This window comes from Methylotenera sp. 1P/1 (assembly GCF_000384355.1).
Classification (GTDB): domain Bacteria; phylum Pseudomonadota; class Gammaproteobacteria; order Burkholderiales; family Methylophilaceae; genus Methylophilus.
Genome location: NZ_ARWC01000001.1, coordinates 1,564,722 through 1,580,200, shown reverse-complemented (window position 1 = coordinate 1,580,200; position 15,479 = coordinate 1,564,722). Strand labels below are relative to the sequence as shown.

At 47.4% G+C, this 15,479-nt stretch carries 13 protein-coding genes; 4 read left to right on the top strand and 9 right to left on the bottom strand.

The window, feature by feature from the left end; all coding sequences use genetic code 11:
* Positions 1–21 precede the first annotated feature (21 nt).
* Entirely contained in the window at positions 22–1,392 is a 1,371-nt protein-coding gene (locus A3Q3_RS0107475) for an NAD(P)/FAD-dependent oxidoreductase (protein ID WP_020182963.1), read from the top strand.
* A gap of 38 nt (positions 1,393–1,430) precedes the next feature.
* On the opposite strand, the gene lplT is transcribed toward A3Q3_RS0107475, so the two are convergent.
* The 9 genes from lplT to moaA form a co-directional block, all read right to left on the bottom strand.
* The gene (gene lplT, locus A3Q3_RS0107470; protein ID WP_020182962.1) at positions 1,431–2,603 is read right to left on the bottom strand and encodes a lysophospholipid transporter LplT; all 1,173 of its coding nucleotides are present in this window, start codon (positions 2,601–2,603) and stop codon (positions 1,431–1,433) included.
* A 92-nt stretch (positions 2,604–2,695) separates the two neighbouring features.
* A complete protein-coding gene (locus tag A3Q3_RS0107465; RefSeq protein ID WP_020182961.1) occupies positions 2,696–4,093 on the bottom strand; it encodes a PhoH family protein in 1,398 nt (465 codons plus the stop codon).
* A gap of 7 nt (positions 4,094–4,100) precedes the next feature.
* Positions 4,101–4,562: a peroxiredoxin gene (locus A3Q3_RS0107460; protein ID WP_020182960.1), complete on the bottom strand. Its 462-nt coding sequence runs from the start codon at positions 4,560–4,562 to the stop codon at positions 4,101–4,103.
* A gap of 113 nt (positions 4,563–4,675) precedes the next feature.
* Entirely contained in the window at positions 4,676–6,127 is a 1,452-nt protein-coding gene (locus A3Q3_RS0107455) for an ATP-binding protein (RefSeq protein WP_020182959.1), read from the bottom strand.
* Between the two features lie 6 nt (positions 6,128–6,133).
* Positions 6,134–6,820: an energy transducer TonB gene (locus A3Q3_RS0107450; protein WP_020182958.1), complete on the bottom strand. Its 687-nt coding sequence runs from the start codon at positions 6,818–6,820 to the stop codon at positions 6,134–6,136.
* A gap of 171 nt (positions 6,821–6,991) precedes the next feature.
* Positions 6,992–8,266, bottom strand: a complete 1,275-nt coding sequence (gene glp, locus A3Q3_RS0107445) for a gephyrin-like molybdotransferase Glp (protein ID WP_020182957.1) — start codon at positions 8,264–8,266, stop codon at positions 6,992–6,994.
* Positions 8,263–8,820: a molybdopterin-guanine dinucleotide biosynthesis protein B gene (gene mobB, locus A3Q3_RS0107440; RefSeq protein ID WP_020182956.1), complete on the bottom strand. Its 558-nt coding sequence runs from the start codon at positions 8,818–8,820 to the stop codon at positions 8,263–8,265. Before mobB ends, glp begins: the two co-directional genes overlap by 4 nt.
* Positions 8,810–9,394, bottom strand: coding sequence for a molybdenum cofactor guanylyltransferase MobA (gene mobA / locus A3Q3_RS0107435; protein WP_020182955.1), 585 nt, complete (start codon positions 9,392–9,394; stop codon positions 8,810–8,812). Before mobA ends, mobB begins: the two co-directional genes overlap by 11 nt.
* On the bottom strand, positions 9,394–10,404 hold the full coding sequence (moaA, locus tag A3Q3_RS0107430; RefSeq protein ID WP_026361818.1) for a GTP 3',8-cyclase MoaA: 1,011 nt from the start codon (positions 10,402–10,404) through the stop codon (positions 9,394–9,396). The genes mobA and moaA overlap by 1 nt, the downstream gene beginning before the upstream one ends.
* Positions 10,405–10,543: 139 nt before the next feature.
* On the opposite strand from moaA, the gene A3Q3_RS0107425 reads away from it, so the two are divergent.
* Genes A3Q3_RS0107425 through fdhF form a run of 3 tightly spaced genes read left to right on the top strand, consistent with a single transcriptional unit; the run spans position 10,544 to position 15,467 of the window.
* Positions 10,544–11,026, top strand: a complete 483-nt coding sequence (locus A3Q3_RS0107425; protein WP_020182953.1) for a formate dehydrogenase subunit gamma — start codon at positions 10,544–10,546, stop codon at positions 11,024–11,026.
* Positions 11,023–12,573, top strand: a complete 1,551-nt coding sequence (locus A3Q3_RS0107420; RefSeq protein ID WP_020182952.1) for an NADH-quinone oxidoreductase subunit NuoF — start codon at positions 11,023–11,025, stop codon at positions 12,571–12,573. Before A3Q3_RS0107425 ends, A3Q3_RS0107420 begins: the two co-directional genes overlap by 4 nt.
* Before the next feature lie 26 nt (positions 12,574–12,599).
* Positions 12,600–15,467, top strand: coding sequence for a formate dehydrogenase subunit alpha (fdhF, locus tag A3Q3_RS0107415; protein ID WP_020182951.1), 2,868 nt, complete (start codon positions 12,600–12,602; stop codon positions 15,465–15,467).
* Positions 15,468–15,479 lie beyond the last annotated feature (12 nt).

Sequence of the window (15,479 nt, the reverse complement as noted above, 5' to 3'; positions counted from 1 at the left end):
TTCCGTATATAACGCGCTTGCATGTATATGGCAGGCGCGTTTTTGTTTATATCAAGAGGTTATATTTTGAGTTCAGAGACCGATTTACATCATGTGATTATCGTTGGCGGCGGCGCTGGTGGTTTAGAGTTAGCCACGAGCTTAGGCAACAGTCTAGGCAAAAAGAAAAAAGCACTGATCACTTTAATCGACTGCACACGTACGCATGTGTGGAAACCTTTGTTGCATGAAATTGCTGCAGGCAGTATGGATCCAGACCGACATGAGCTGGAATACTTGGCACAAGCCCATTGGCACCACTTTAATTTCCGCTTCGGTCGTATGGATGGCTTAAATCGTAGCGCACGCGAGATTACCATTACGCCTTATATTGACGAAGATGGTAATGAGGTGATTCCACGGCGCACATTCAAGTATGACACGCTGATTATGGCGGTAGGCAGTACCACCAATGATTTTGGTATCAAAGGTGCCCGTGAACATTCCATGGCATTAGATACGCAAGCACAAGCACAAAAATTTCATCGCTACTTGCACAATGCGTTGTTGCGTGCACAAACCCAAACCACGCCATTAAAACCAGGCCAGCTGGAAGTGGCGATTGTTGGGGCGGGTGCAACAGGCGTAGAGTTGGCTGCTGAATTGCATAATACGACACGTGAGTTAGCAGCCTATGGTCTGGATAAAATTGACGCAGACCGTGATGTGAAAATTTCATTGATTGAAGCTGGCGATAGAATTTTGCCGGCCTTACCAGTCAAGATGTCATTGGCGGTAGACGTAGAATTACGCAAGTTGCGTGTGAATGTATTTACGGGTGAGCGTGTGACGGAGGTATCGGACAAAGGCGTGACAACTCATAGCGGACGTGTAATTCCAGCAGAGCTAGTGGTGTGGGCCGCTGGTATTAAAGCACCAGATTTCTTAAAAGATATTGATGGCTTAGAGACTAACCGCATTAACCAATTAGTAGTCAAACAAACACTGCAAACTACCTTAGATGACAATATTTTTGCATTAGGTGATTGCGCAGCATGCCCATGGCTTGGACATGATGGCAATGTACCGCCACGTGCGCAGGCGGCGCATCAGCAAGCCTCTTTGTTGGTGAAATCTGTGAAGGCGCGTGTTGCTAACAAAACGGAAATGCCTGAATACCATTACACCGACTATGGCTCGTTAGTGAATCTAGGTAGATACTCTACGGTAGGTAGCTTGATGGGTGCAGTGTCAGGCGGCAGTATGTATATTCAAGGCCTGTTTGCACGCCTAATGTACAGATCGCTATACAAAATGCATTTGATGGCATTGCATGGTGTGTTGTCAGTGATTATCCACACCATTGGGCGTTTGATTTCCCGCAGAACCGAGCCGCATGTGAAATTGCATTAGTTGCAATTCAAATTAGGTTGTTGAATAGACTTACGCGCTCATTTGGGCGCGTAAATTTTTTTGTGGTACACCTTATTGATGAGGCCCATGCTCAAAATAATGAACGTGCCGAATGCAATGATGATGTAGTTCATCGGCATATTGGCTTTATCCATGAGCAAATAACAGCCTAGCATCACTAGGATGCCTATGTGCTCATTAAAGTTTTGCACGGCAATGGAATGGCCTGCGCCTATCAAATGGTGACCTTGGTGTTGTAGTAAGGCATTAAGCGGCACCACAAAATAGCCGCTTAATACGCCGATGAAGAACAGCAAAACTGCTGCGACTGCCCAATGAGTAACAAATACCATCGCAATGACCAATACACCCATGAGTATGCCAGCTGGCAATACTTTGGTAGACTCTTCTAGCTTAATGTATTTGGATGCAATCACTGAGCCTACTGCAATCCCCACTGCTACCGTGGCGACTAGCTGCGTGGACGCCTCGATATCGAAGTTGAGTGCGAGCGCCGCCCATGCCAATACTACCAACCTTAATGTGGCACCAGCACCCCAAAATAAAGTGGTCACCGCAAGCGACACTTGACCTAATGGATCTTTCCAAAGCGAGACAAAAGCGTGCCAAAAATCTTTCACCATATAAAAAGCGCTCTTGCTTTCTAATTTAAGCTCAATGGGCATCTTGGGAATAAAATAGTTAAAGATGGCGGCCCCTATATATAAGACAGTAATCACATACAAGGCAAAATGCGGGTTAGTGCTGGCTAACTTGCCGCCAATAATGGCACCTGCAATAATTGCTGTGACAGTAGAGCCCTCCATCCAGCCATTGGCTTTTACCAATAAATGGCTAGGTAATAACTCTGTCAAAATGCCGTATTTTGCAGGTGAATAGGTTGCCGCACCTATGCCTACAATGCCATAGGCATAGAGTGGCGGTAGCCCAAAAATCATGGAAATACAGCCAACGACTTTAATGGAGTTGGAGGCAAACATGACGCTGCCTTTGGGAAATGCATCGGCAATTGAGCCTACAAATGGTGCTAGTACAATGTAAGAAATCACAAAAAACTGTTGCAACAGCGGTGTATGCCAATTGGGTGCATGCATTTCTGCCAGTAGTGCAATCGCAGCAAACAACAGCGCATTGTCGGCAAGTGCAGACAAAAACTGCGCAATTAATATAATATAAAAACCAGATTGCATTATTTTTATGAAATAGCTTTGGGTGCTACTTCAGGGTTAATCCTTTAATACTCGTGCTTTCAGAGCATAGCATAGTTCAGTGTTGGCAAGGCTTATAATGACTCTGCAGCAAAGTCTGCAAGCCTTGAACGTTCGCCACGTACCAAGGTGACATGCCCATTGTGTTCCCATCCTTTAAAGCGATCCACCACGTAAGTTAACCCAGAGCTACCTTCTGTGAGGTAGGGCGTGTCAATCTGTGCAATGTTGCCTAAACAAACGACTTTGGTGCCCGGGCCGGCACGCGTAATCAGTGTTTTCATTTGCTTTGGTGTCAGGTTCTGAGCCTCATCAATGATCAGGAATTTATGTAAAAAGGTGCGGCCCCGCATAAAGTTGAGTGATTTGACTTTAATCCGCGTGCGAATCAGGTCTTGCGTTGCAGCACGCCCCCACTCTCCTGCATCTTCATCAGTCTTATTCAAGACGTCTAGATTATCTTCCAGCGCGCCCATCCATGGCGCCATTTTCTCTTCTTCGGTGCCGGGTAAGAAACCTATGTCTTCACCCACTGGCACGGTCACGCGCGTCATGATGATTTCAGAGTAGATTTTTTTATCCAGTGTCTGTGTCAAGGCAGCAGCGAGCGTGAGCAGCGTTTTGCCTGTCCCAGCTTGTCCAAGCAAGGTGACAAAATCAATTTCCGGATCCATCAGTAAGTTAAGCGCGTAGTTCTGCTCGCGGTTTCTTGCCACAATACCCCATACGCTATGTTTAGGATTGGTATGGTCTTGCACCACTTCGAGTACGGCGGTGTTGTCCTCTATCTTACGGACAATCGCGTTAAACGGTTTATCAAACTCATAATAGATAAACTCATTGATCAGGAACGATTTTACAAGTGGGCCAGAGATGCGATAAAACAAGCGGCCTGCTTCTTGCCAGGATTCCATAGCCTTGCTGTGTTTTTCCCAAAAGTCTTGTGGCAGTTCACGAATCCCTGTGTAGAGTAAATCGCTATCTTCCAGTACTTTATCGTTAAAGTAATCTTCAGCAGGCACGCCCATGGCGCGCGCCTTAATGCGGATATTGATATCTTTACTGACCAATATCACCTGACGATTGGGGTGGCGTTGTTGCAGATCAAGCACAACGCCGATAATTTGGTTATCGGCTTTGCTGCCGGCTAGGCCAGGCAGCTCTTTAATGACTTGTTGGGTTTGTAAAAACAAACGTCCGGTTAAGTGGCGGTTATTATTGATGGCGAGTGGACAGCCTAGCTCTAGGTTGGTCAGATCTGTGCCAACAATTTCTTCTAAGTAACGACTGGCTTGGCGTGCATTACGTGCAACTTCTGTCAGCCCCTTTTTATTATTATCCAGCTCTTCTAACGTTACCATGGGCAGATAAATATCGTGTTCTTCGAATCGGAACAGCGACGAAGGGTCGTGCATTAATACATTGGTGTCTAATACAAAGAGTTTGGTTGTAGCTGCTGATTTTTTGACCATAATCGATTTATCGTGATAAAGATTGAATAAAAGTGAGTACTTCCTGCGCGTGGCCGTCAACTTTAACGCCACGCCATTCGCGAATAAGCTCGCCCTGCGGATTGATGACAAATGTGCTGCGCTCAATCCCGCGTACCTGCTTGCCATACATGTTCTTCATTTTCATCACCCCAAAAATGCCACAGGCGATTTCTTCGGTGTCCGCCAATAGCTCAAACGGGAAGCTGAATTTTGCTTTGAAGTTTTCATGCGATTTCACGGAGTCACGCGAGATACCTATAATGTCGGTATTGGCCTGTTGGAAATCGGCATACGCATCTCTGAATTGCATGCCTTGCGTGGTACAGCCGGGCGTGGAGTCTTTGGGGTAAAAATATACGACTACATATTTACCTAAAAAGTCAGAAAGCTGGATGGTTTTGTCTGAAGTCGCAGGAAGTGCAAAGTCTGGAACGGGTTGGTTTAGCATAGTGTTCATCATATCTTGATATGACCATTGTTCTAAAAAAACGCAAATAAGGCAAGTTTAATCGTAAATAAATTTATGACTGCTGGCCACGATGCAATTGCCTGTGGTGAGTGCTATTGGGGCAGGTTGATTTTGATGATGGTACCGACAGGCTGTGCTGTCATAAATTCTACTTGGCCATTGAGGACTTCGCACACTTTGAAGGCAAATGGAATGCCTAAGCCAGTACCAAAACGCTTCGTGGTAGGGCCTGGGCTTAAGGCATGCGGGTCAGGTACAAATGGCATACCGGATCCTTCGTCGCGGATAGTCATTTCGAGTACATGGTTGAACAAGCTTGCATTAATGTAAATAGAGGATTGTTTTGGTGAGGCTTCAATGGCGTTCAGAATCAGGTTGTAAAGCACTTGTTCCAGCAAGTGCTCATCGGTAAGAATGGCGCTCTTTACATCACTGATATCGGTCACGATCTGAATGTTTTTTTCCGCTAATTTCTGGACCAGTGGTCCAGTTGCGCCTTGGATGATATTGCTTAATTTGGCCGGACTGAGCTGTGGTTTGATGGGATTGAGATACGCTAGCAGCGCCCCCGTCCAACGTTCTAGCCTGTCTACGGTGTTCATGATGCCTTGAAGTGATTCACGTGTATCTTTGTCGTGCTCGGGGCTATCTATAATTTGCGCAGTCGCGCGAATGCTGGCGAGCGGGTTGCGAATATTGTGTGCCAGCATGGGAACCAGTAACCCAAGCGCAGCTTGCTTTTCGGTGCGTACCAGTGCATCACGGCTCAGTGATAAGTCCTCAGCCATTTTGTTGATTTCTTGCGAGAGGGTAGCCAGCTCTTTAGCGCCGGTTTCCGGTACTTTATGGTTTAAGTTGCCCGCGCTGATTTCTTGTGTTGCGTGCATCATGGCATTGATCGGGTTGACGATGGATTTTTTGAGAAAGAGCCTAGAAAAAAACAGCAAAATCCCCGCAAGTAAGACTGGAATGCTCAAGATGGCAATCGAGCTGGATTTGGCATCGGCAAGCCTTGTTTTGAGCTCTACTTGTTTTAAGCTAAGTAGCATTTCTGCACGCTTGGAGACATCCTCGTAGCGAGAAAAAATGCCTGTTTCAATGTCCTTATAGAGCGATTTCTGAGAGTCCCGATCCGGACGTGCTTGATAGCGATAAAACAGCGACGGTGCCTCATTCACAAAGATGCGGTAATTCTGCTCAATCTCGGCAATTGCCTGTTTCTCTTCGTCACCGCGCGCAATTCCTTTGAGCCCATTAAAGTGGGTCAGTATGGATTGTGTGTAAGCGTTATATTCAGCGAGCGCTTCACCATCTTGCAAAAAGAAGGCATCAAATAACTCTTTCATTTGGCGGTATAAATCGCCGCGCACTTGGTAAATTTCTTGTACCAATAAGTTAATACGCTGTGACTCTTTAGAAGTTTTATCCCAGATATGTATGCCATAGCCGCCGCTGATGACAGCAAGCAAAATCAGGGCGATAAAAATAAGCTCATGCATTAACAGCAGATCACGTAACGATTTAGAATTCTGCGTTTTTTGCATGCGGTTTTAGTTTTCTAGCTTAAAGCCTACGGTAACGGTGATTTTATCAATATGACCGCGTAAAACTTCTTGCATATATTGCTTGAGGTTTGAGCGTTTGACGGCGGCCATTGCAGCTTCGTCCAGCGCATTGTTGCCACTGGAGCCCGTGACGGCTACATGGGTCACGTTGCCATCATGATCTATACTGATTTCCAGCACCACGTCCCCTTCGATCCCGCGTGATTCGGCAATTCGGGGATAACGTTGGTTGCGTTTGAGTTCTTGTTGCACTTGGTTGCGATAAGCATCTCTGGCCGCTTGAATATCACTATCGGATGGTCCTGAACGCTTTGGCGGTTCTGCTGGTGGTGGCGGTGCCACAAAGGCTGGCTTGGACTCGGCTTTAGGCGCTGCTGCTATCACCTCTGGAGGGGGTGCTGCCTCTTGCTGTGATGGTGCCTCTGTGACGGGTTGCGTGGTTGGCTTGCGCTCTACCGGAGTTTCTAATTTTTTAATAGGTTTTGGAATCTCTTTAATAGGTTCCGTGATTGGCTCTGGCTCAACCGGGGTAGGCGGTGCGGGTGGCGCTTCCTGCAGCGGTTCTGGCGCTTTGGGCTGGACTAACTCAACCGTCAACTCTTGCTTTGGCGGTTGTTTGGTAGAAAAATCAAAATTAGGCACGATCAGTGCAAGCAATGCGTGCAGCAACATGGAGCAGACAAGTGTCCATATCAGCAGGTGTTCATTGCTTTTTGAATGTGAAATCAAGGCGTTCAAAATTTGCTAGGGGAATTAAATTTTCATCACTCTATACTATAGGTAAGATTTAAGCGAACCTTGTGAAAGATGTTGGTTAATAGCAGCCAATCACCCTATATTATGTTAAATAATTCCTTCAAATAATTGCACTTCAACGGTCTCGCCAGCATTCAAATTGGCTACGGTTTCACCTAGTACAATAAAGCAATTGGCATAACTCATACTGCTTAATACGCCTGAACTTTGATTGGGTAGTGGTTTGACTTTCCAGTTTCCATCAACCTCGTACATGACACCACGTTGAAACTCAGTACGACCCGCGGCTTTTTTGATGGATTCTGTACACTCAACCTTGAGCGTAGGGTATGGTTTGGGCGATGCGCCCATCATGAGGATCAGGGCATCACGGACAAATTGATAAAAAGTCACCATGGTGGCCACTGGGTTGCCAGGTAGGCCAAAGTAATGCGCACTATTGCTTGCAGTATGCACTTTGCCGTAAGCCAGTGGGCGTCCGGGCTTCATGTTCATTTTCCAAAATAAAACCTCGCCATGCTGAGCGAGCAGCGTTTTCATGTGGTCAGCCTCGCCAACGGACACGCCGCCGCTAGTAATCACGGCATCATGTGTCGCTGCTGCTTTAAGCAGTGTCTGCTCCAGCAGGGTCGGGTTATCTGGTATTGCGCCTAAATCACTCACTTCCACACCTAGTCGAGTTAGCATGCCAAATAAGGTATAACGGTTGCTGTCGTAAATTTGTCCTTCTGCCAATAGCTTACCCACACCGACTAACTCATCCCCAGTGCTAAAAAAAGCTACTTTTAGTCGGCGATACACCGTCACTGTTGGGATGCCTAATGAGGCAACTAGCCCTAAGTCTGCAGGCGTCATGCGGTGCCCTTGTGGCAATACGGTTTGGCCCAGCATCAGGTCTTCACCAGCTTTGCGAATATTTGCACCGAGTTTGGGCAGCTCCGTGATGGTCAGTAAATTTTGTTGAACCGATGTCCGCTCTTGCATCACTACACAATCTGCGCTGGATGGCACGACGCCGCCCGTCATGATTTTGATGCATTCTCCTTGGTTCAGCGCCCCCTGAAATGGCTGGCCGGCCAATGCGGTGCCGATAATGTTGAGGGGTAGCGCACCATCCTGATGACGAAAAGCAAAGCCATCCATGGCTGAATTGTCGTGATTAGGCACATTGCAAGGTGACACAATGGTGTCAGCCAAGACGCGCCCTAAGCTTTCGTGAATAGGCAGTGCTTCTTTCTCAGACACCGGTTTAAGGTACTGTTTAATGTAGTTCTTTGCTTGTGATACAGACATGGCATTTGGGTCATAGTCTTCCATACAGCTTGGATCGGTGGCTAACTGAGTGAGGCTGGGTGTGGTCATGATGATATGAGTTGCTGAGGTAAAAATTGTTGAATAATAAATTCAGCGATGTTGTCGATTACATTCAATGGCAATACCGGTATCGAGAGTGTCAAGGGTGCATCGCTAGCCACCGCAATAATGCTGGCATCTTTGGTGGCAAGTAACGGTAACTGCAGGCTAGGGCGATAGACTTCTATTTTGGGAATCTTTGCATATTTAAAGCCTTCTACCAAAATAAGGTCAGCGTATTCGGTATTGAGTTGCGTTAGCAAGCTAGTTAAATCGGCTTCGTCACTGTATTGAGGCGTACGCTGCATCTCTGTCATCAGTGCCCAGCGTTTACCAGAGGCAATCAAGGTTTGCACCGCACCCGCCTCCCGGATTTTGTAACTATCCTTCCCAGGATGGTCAATATCAAATTGGTGATGCGCATGTTTAATCACTGAAACACGGACGCCACGCTGCATGAGCACAGGAATCAATTGCGCAATCAGTGTTGTTTTACCCGCATTACTTTGGGCGGCACAAATGCCTAGCACAGGGATATTGAGTGCCGGCATGTTAAGCGACATGGTGTTGCTCCAACCATTGCACATCACGGTGGGTATTCAAGTTGATAAATGCATCGGGCTGGTTGCTGAAATCCACCTCGACATATGCCTGTTGTTTCTGCCACAAGCTCACCTTGCGCTCACCTTTGGCAATAAAGGTAGCGAGCGAAGGAAGAACCGTCGTTTTACATAAACTCACTACCGGGTGAGCGTGACCATCACTGGTGGCGACCGCTATATCAGCATGTTGCGCAGCCAGTGCGTCTAATAATTTAGTCACCAAGTGCTGCGGAAGGTTTGGAGAATCGCACGGTACGGTGAGTAAATATGCGTGCTTTGAATGCTTGAGGCCAATATAAAAGCCTGCCAAAGGGCCGATAAAATCTTGATGCTCATCTGTCAGGACCGATAAGCCAAACGCCTGATAAAGCGCAAGCTCACGGTTTGCATTAATGAACACTTCGTCTACTTGTGGTTGGATACGGTCAATGACATGCGCAATCAGCGGCTTGTTGTGGAGTGGCACTAACCCTTTGTCTATGCCGCCCATACGCGTGGCGCGGCCGCCCGATAAAATAATGGCGGAAACAGACATTACCCACCTGTATGTGACATAAACCTCACCACTGCGGGTGCAGCACGCTTCAGGTCAAAGTCGTGCCCTTTAGGTTTAATGGACATGCTATTTAATATGGCTTCAATCACGGGTGCATCGTTCGTTGGGTTAGCGCGTAATAGCGGCATCAGCTCGACTTTATCTTCTTGCCCTAAACATAGGAACAACTCACCTTTACAACTGATGCGTACACGATTACAGCTTTCGCAAAAATTATGGCTATGTGGTGAGATAAACCCAATCTTAGTGTTTGCATTGGCCACTTGCCAATAACGCGCTGGCCCGCCAGAGCTGTGTGTACTTGGGATGAGTGAGTATTTACTTTGAAGTCGCTTGAGTGTGTCCAAATTGCTGACAAAGGTACTGTCACGGGTATGGTTCACCTCGCCCAAAGGCATTTCCTCAATAAAGCTAATGTCGATTTGGTGTTGGATTGCAAAGGCCACCAAATCTTCTGCTTCGTCGTCGTTGGTGCCGCGCATCAACACCGTATTGAGCTTAATGCCTTCAAATCCAGCGGCAATCGCGGCACGTAACCCATCCAGCACTTGCGCTAGATGTCCAGTGCGCGTGATGCTATTAAATCGTTCTGGTTGCAGGCTATCTACCGAAATATTGATACGCTTTACACCTGCCTGCTTTAGCGCGGCGGCTTGTTTTGCTAACTGGCTTCCATTGGTAGTGAGCACCAACTCATGTAAGCCTTTGAGTTGCCCTATTTCATTGAATAGCCATAGTGCGTTTTTGCGCACCAAAGGCTCGCCACCGGTAATGCGTACCTTGGACACACCCAGTTGTACAAATATGCGCACCAAGCGCGCACATTCTTCTAAACTGAGGACTTCGTCACGGGATAAAAACGTCATGTCCTCGCTCATGCAATAGACACAACGAAAATCACATCGGTCCGTGATGGATAACCGAATGTAGTCTACTTGACGCCCAAACTGGTCGATCAATTTGGGGGATGTGGTATGAGCGTTCGGCATCTGACTAATGGTTTTAATGAAAATGATACATTAAACTGAATAAGCCTATATTCTATGCCCTTTTTTGGCTTTAACAAGCCTTAGATTAGGTATATGATGATGTGGTTATTTTTAGCTTAAGTTAAGCTTGGGGAATGTTTTGACGACAGTACTTTCTTCGCACGAGTCGGCTCAGATCGATGCGCAAATTCAAGTGCATCGCGATAAACCTGGTGCGTTACTTCCAGTGTTGCATGCTATACAAGATACACTCGGTTATGTGCCTGAAGCGGCGTATCCGCAAATCGCGCATGCGTTAGCTTTGTCTGTTGCAGAGGTGCATGGCGTGGTGACGTTCTATCATCATTTCAGAACGCATCCTGTAGGCAAGCATGTACTACAAGTATGCCGAGCAGAGTCTTGCCAAGCGATGGGTGCAGAAAAGCTGGAAGCCCACATCAAATCTACACTAGGGATTGATTACCACCAAACCACTGCGGATGGTGCGATTACATTAGAGCCGGTGTACTGCTTAGGCAACTGTGCTTGCTCGCCTGCCGTGCTGATGGATGAGGAACTGTATGGCCGTGTTGATAGTCAAAAAATAGCAGAGATTATCCATGAAGCGAGGGTCGCATCATGATTAAAGTATTTGTTCCTCGTGATTCTACTGCGCTGTCTTTGGGCGCAGACCGAACTGCCAAAGCCATTGCGGCAGAAGCGCAAAAACGTGGTATTGAAATTGAACTGGTACGCAATGGTTCGCGCGGTTTGTTTTGGTTAGAGCCATTTGTAGAGGTGGCAACAGACAAAGGCCGTGTTGCCTATGCGCCGGTGCAGCCAAAAGATGTCCCCAGCTTGTTCGACGCAGACTTTCTACATGCAGGTGCCCACCCCCTCAATTTAGGCTTAACAGAATCGTTAAGCTGGCTTAAAAAACAACAACGCCTGACCTTTGCGCGTATCGGCATTACCGATCCTGTTTCATTAGATGATTACATCGCACATGATGGTTATAAAGGCCTGACCAATGCACTCAAGATGTCTGGTGCAGACATTGTGAAAACAGTCACTGATTCTGGACTGCGTGGTCGTGGCGGTGCGGCTTTCCCAACTGGTATTAAGTGGAATACCGTATTGAATGCGCCTGCAGATCAGAAGTATATTGTGTGTAATGCGGATGAAGGCGACTCTGGTACCTACTCAGACCGTATGGTGATGGAAGATGATCCTTATGTGTTGATTGAAGGTATGACGATTGCAGGTGTGGCTGTGGGCGCAACCCAAGGCTATATCTACCTGCGTAGCGAGTATCCACACGCGCTCAAAGTCTTAAACGAGGCGATTGAAAAAGCAAATCAGGCTGGCTATTTGGGCGACAACATTTGTGGTTCAGGTAAAGCTTTTCATCTAGAAGTGCGTCGCGCAGCTGGTGCCTATGTGTGTGGTGAAGAAACCTCACTATTAGAAAGTCTAGAAGGTAAGCGTGGCTTGGTGCGTTTTAAACCACCACTGCCTGCTATTGAAGGGTTATTTGGCAAGCCAACAGTAGTCAATAACGTCATTTCTTTGGCGACGATACCGATTATTTTGGATAAAGGTGCGCAGTTTTATGCCGATTACGGCATGGGACGTTCACGTGGCACGCTACCGATTCAGCTTGCGGGCAATCTCAAGCAAGGCGGTTTAGTAGAGTTGGCTTTTGGTGCAACGTTGCGCGAGCTATTGTATGACTTTGGCGGCGGCTCAGCTTCTGGTAAGCCGATTCGTGCCGTACAAGTCGGTGGACCGCTAGGCGCTTACTTGCCAGAAAGCCAATTTGATACCCCTTTAGATTACGAAGAGTTTTCTAAACTTTGGGCCGTATTAGGCCATGGCGGCATTGTGGCGTTTGACGATACTGTGGATATGGCAAAAATGGCCCGTTACGCGTTTGAATTCTGCGCCATTGAAAGTTGTGGTAAATGCACACCTTGCCGTATTGGCTCTACGCGCGGTGTAGAAGTGATGGATAAAATTACTTCGGGCAAAGATCATGCAAAAAACATTCAATTAGTGCGAGATTTGTCCGATACTATGTTAAATGGTTCTCTCTGCGCATTGGGCGGGATGACACCTTATCCGGTGTTGAGCGCGTTGAATCATTTCCCTGAAGATTTTGGTTTAAATAAGAAGGAAGTTGCTGCTTAACCATAAGTAGCAAAGGATACGACATCATGGATGACATTAAATACGACCCTAATAAAGACTATGGTACGCCGAAAATAGTGAGCGAGAAAATGGTTACGCTCACCATTGATGATGCGTCAGTTACCGTGCCGGAAGGCACTTCAATTATGCATGCGGCACAATTGGGTGGTGTGACTGTGCCCAAACTGTGTGCAACCGATTCGCTTGAGCCGTTTGGCTCTTGCCGCCTATGTTTGGTGGAGATTGAAGGCCGTCGCGGTTACCCAGCATCCTGCACAACACCTGTGGCTGAAGGCATTAAAGTCAAAACACAAACATCCAAATTGGCAGATGTACGCCGTGGTGTGATGGAGCTTTATATTTCAGACCATCCGCTCGACTGCTTAACATGTGCAGCCAATGGTGATTGTGAACTACAAGACATGGCCGGTGCAGTGGGCTTGCGCGAAGTGCGTTACGGCTACGAAGGCGAAAACCATCTAGGGTCTACCAAAGATGAATCCAACCCATATTTTACGTTTGATCCAAGTAAATGCATCGTGTGCAGTCGTTGTGTGCGTGCCTGTGAAGAAACGCAAGGCACGTTTGCGTTGACGATTGAAGGTCGCGGCTTTGGTAGCAAAGTTTCTGCAGGCAATAAAGACTTTTTAGAGTCAGAGTGTGTCTCTTGCGGCGCTTGTGTACAGGCTTGCCCAACGGCCACCTTGATGGAAAAATCCGTGATTGAGGCAGGTACACCAGAACATAAAGTCACCACTACTTGTGCTTATTGCGGCGTGGGTTGTAGTTTTGATGCGGAAATGAAGGGCGAAGAAGTCGTCCGTATGACGCCGAATAAAGACGGTGGCGCTAATCACGGCCACTCATGTGTCAAAGGCCGTTTTGCTTGGGGCTACGCTACGCACCAAGACCGCATTACCACACCCATGATCCGTAAGAGCATTCATGATCCTTGGCAAAAAGTGGGTTGGGACGAAGCTATTAATTATGCAGCTAGCGAGATTACGCGTATTCAAGCTAAATATGGCAAGGATTCTGTCGGCGGCATTACCTCTTCACGTTGTACTAATGAAGAAGTGTACGTCACACAAAAATTGGTACGTGCAGTGTTTGGTAGCAATAACGTGGATACTTGCGCGCGTGTTTGCCACAGCCCAACCGGCTATGGTTTAAAACAAACCTTGGGTGAGTCTGCTGGTACGCAAACCTTTGATTCCGTGATGAAATCCGATGTGATTTTGATTATTGGCGCAAACCCAACGGATGGTCACCCAGTATTTGCCTCCATTATGAAGCGCCGTCTACGTGAGGGTGCAAAGCTGATTATTGCAGACCCACGTGCCATTGATTTGGTAGAAAACTCACCGCATGTACGTGCCGATTACCACTTGAATTTACGCCCAGGCACCAATGTGGCATTGGTTTCAGCACTGGCACATGTGATTGTGACGGAAGGCCTAGTCAAAGAAGATTTTGTCAGAGAACGTTGTGAGTGGGATTCCTATGAGGCATGGCGTGATTTTGTGGCTAAACCAGAAAACTCACCAGAAAGCTTAGCCAAAGATACGGGCGTAGACCCACAAAAAGTACGTGAAGCAGCAAGACTGTTTGCGACTGGTGGTAATGCTGCTATCTACTACGGTTTGGGTGTGACTGAGCACAGTCAAGGCTCTACCACTGTGATGGGGATTGCTAACCTAGCGATGGCAACCGGTAATGTGGGCCGTGAAGGCGTAGGCGTGAACCCATTACGTGGTCAAAATAACGTGCAAGGCTCGTGTGATATGGGCTCTATGCCACATGAGTTCCCAGGTTACCGCCATGTATCTGACGATGAAACCCGTGCTGAGTTTGAAGCGGCTTGGGGCCGTCCACTCAGTGCTGATCCAGGCTTGCGTATTCCTAATATGTTAGATTTGGCGACAGAAGGCAGCTTTAAAGCATTGTATTGTGTAGGCGAAGACATTGCGCAATCCGACCCAGATACACAGCATGTCACCCATGCGCTGGAATCGATGGAGTGCGTGATCGTACAAGATTTGTTCTTGAACGAAACCGCCATGTTTGCCCATGTGTTTTTCCCCGGTGCCTCTTTCTTAGAGAAAAACGGCACCTTCACCAATGCTGAGCGTCGCATCTCTCCAGTACGTCGCGTCATGACGCCTAAAAACGGCTATGAAGATTGGGAAATTACAGCCAAATTATCGACTGCATTAGGTTATGAGATGAAGTACAACCATGCCAGTGAGATCATGGATGAAATCGCAGCGTTGACGCCAACATTCAAAGGTGTAAGCTTCAAAAAACTGGATGAGTTAGGCAGTATTCAATGGCCATGTAACGATGAAGCGCCAGAAGGTACACCGACCATGCATGTGGATGAGTTTGTGCGCGGTAAAGGTAAATTCTTTGTGACACAGTATGTGCCCACCCAAGAGAAAGTGAATGGTAAATATCCGCTGATATTGACCACAGGGCGTATTCTTTCTCAATATAACGTGGGTGCGCAAACACGCCGTACGCAAAACGTGGTGTGGCACCCAGAAGATTTAATTGAGATTCATCCGCACGACGCGGAAGATCGTGGTATTCAAGAAGGTGATTGGGTGGGCATTACCAGTCGCGCTGGTGAGACTGTATTGCGTGCAACGATTACTGAGCGCGTACAGCCTGGCGTGGTGTATACCACTTTCCATCACCCCGAGTCTGGTGCCAACGTGATTACGACCGATAACTCGGACTGGGCGACCAATTGCCCCGAGTACAAGGTCACTGCGGTACAAGTGTCACGCGTCAACCAACTTTCTAACTGGCAGCAAGAGTACCAAGAGTTCAGTGAATCGCAGATTCACTTAACTGGCATTTTGCCTGCCAAGCCGGCGGTGGTGGAATAATTCACCACGTAT

Excerpts from the sequence above, each read along its gene's own strand:
- A3Q3_RS0107450 (WP_020182958.1), bottom strand. The coding sequence starts at position 6,820 with ATGTTGCTGCACGCATTGCTTGCACTGATCGTGCCTAATTTTGATTTT.
- moaA (WP_026361818.1), bottom strand. The coding sequence starts at position 10,404 with ATGCCGAACGCTCATACCACATCCCCCAAATTGATCGACCAGTTTGGG.
- A3Q3_RS0107420 (WP_020182952.1), top strand. The coding sequence starts at position 11,023 with ATGATTAAAGTATTTGTTCCTCGTGATTCTACTGCGCTGTCTTTGGGC.
- fdhF (WP_020182951.1), top strand. The coding sequence starts at position 12,600 with ATGGATGACATTAAATACGACCCTAATAAAGACTATGGTACGCCGAAA.
- A3Q3_RS0107460 (WP_020182960.1), bottom strand. The coding sequence starts at position 4,562 with ATGCTAAACCAACCCGTTCCAGACTTTGCACTTCCTGCGACTTCAGAC.
- A3Q3_RS0107455 (WP_020182959.1), bottom strand. The coding sequence starts at position 6,127 with ATGCAAAAAACGCAGAATTCTAAATCGTTACGTGATCTGCTGTTAATG.
- mobA (WP_020182955.1), bottom strand. The coding sequence starts at position 9,394 with ATGTCTGTTTCCGCCATTATTTTATCGGGCGGCCGCGCCACGCGTATG.
- mobB (WP_020182956.1), bottom strand. The coding sequence starts at position 8,820 with ATGTCGCTTAACATGCCGGCACTCAATATCCCTGTGCTAGGCATTTGT.
- A3Q3_RS0107465 (WP_020182961.1), bottom strand. The coding sequence starts at position 4,093 with ATGGTCAAAAAATCAGCAGCTACAACCAAACTCTTTGTATTAGACACC.
- lplT (WP_020182962.1), bottom strand. The coding sequence starts at position 2,603 with ATGCAATCTGGTTTTTATATTATATTAATTGCGCAGTTTTTGTCTGCA.
- A3Q3_RS0107475 (WP_020182963.1), top strand. The coding sequence starts at position 22 with ATGTATATGGCAGGCGCGTTTTTGTTTATATCAAGAGGTTATATTTTG.
- glp (WP_020182957.1), bottom strand. The coding sequence starts at position 8,266 with ATGACCACACCCAGCCTCACTCAGTTAGCCACCGATCCAAGCTGTATG.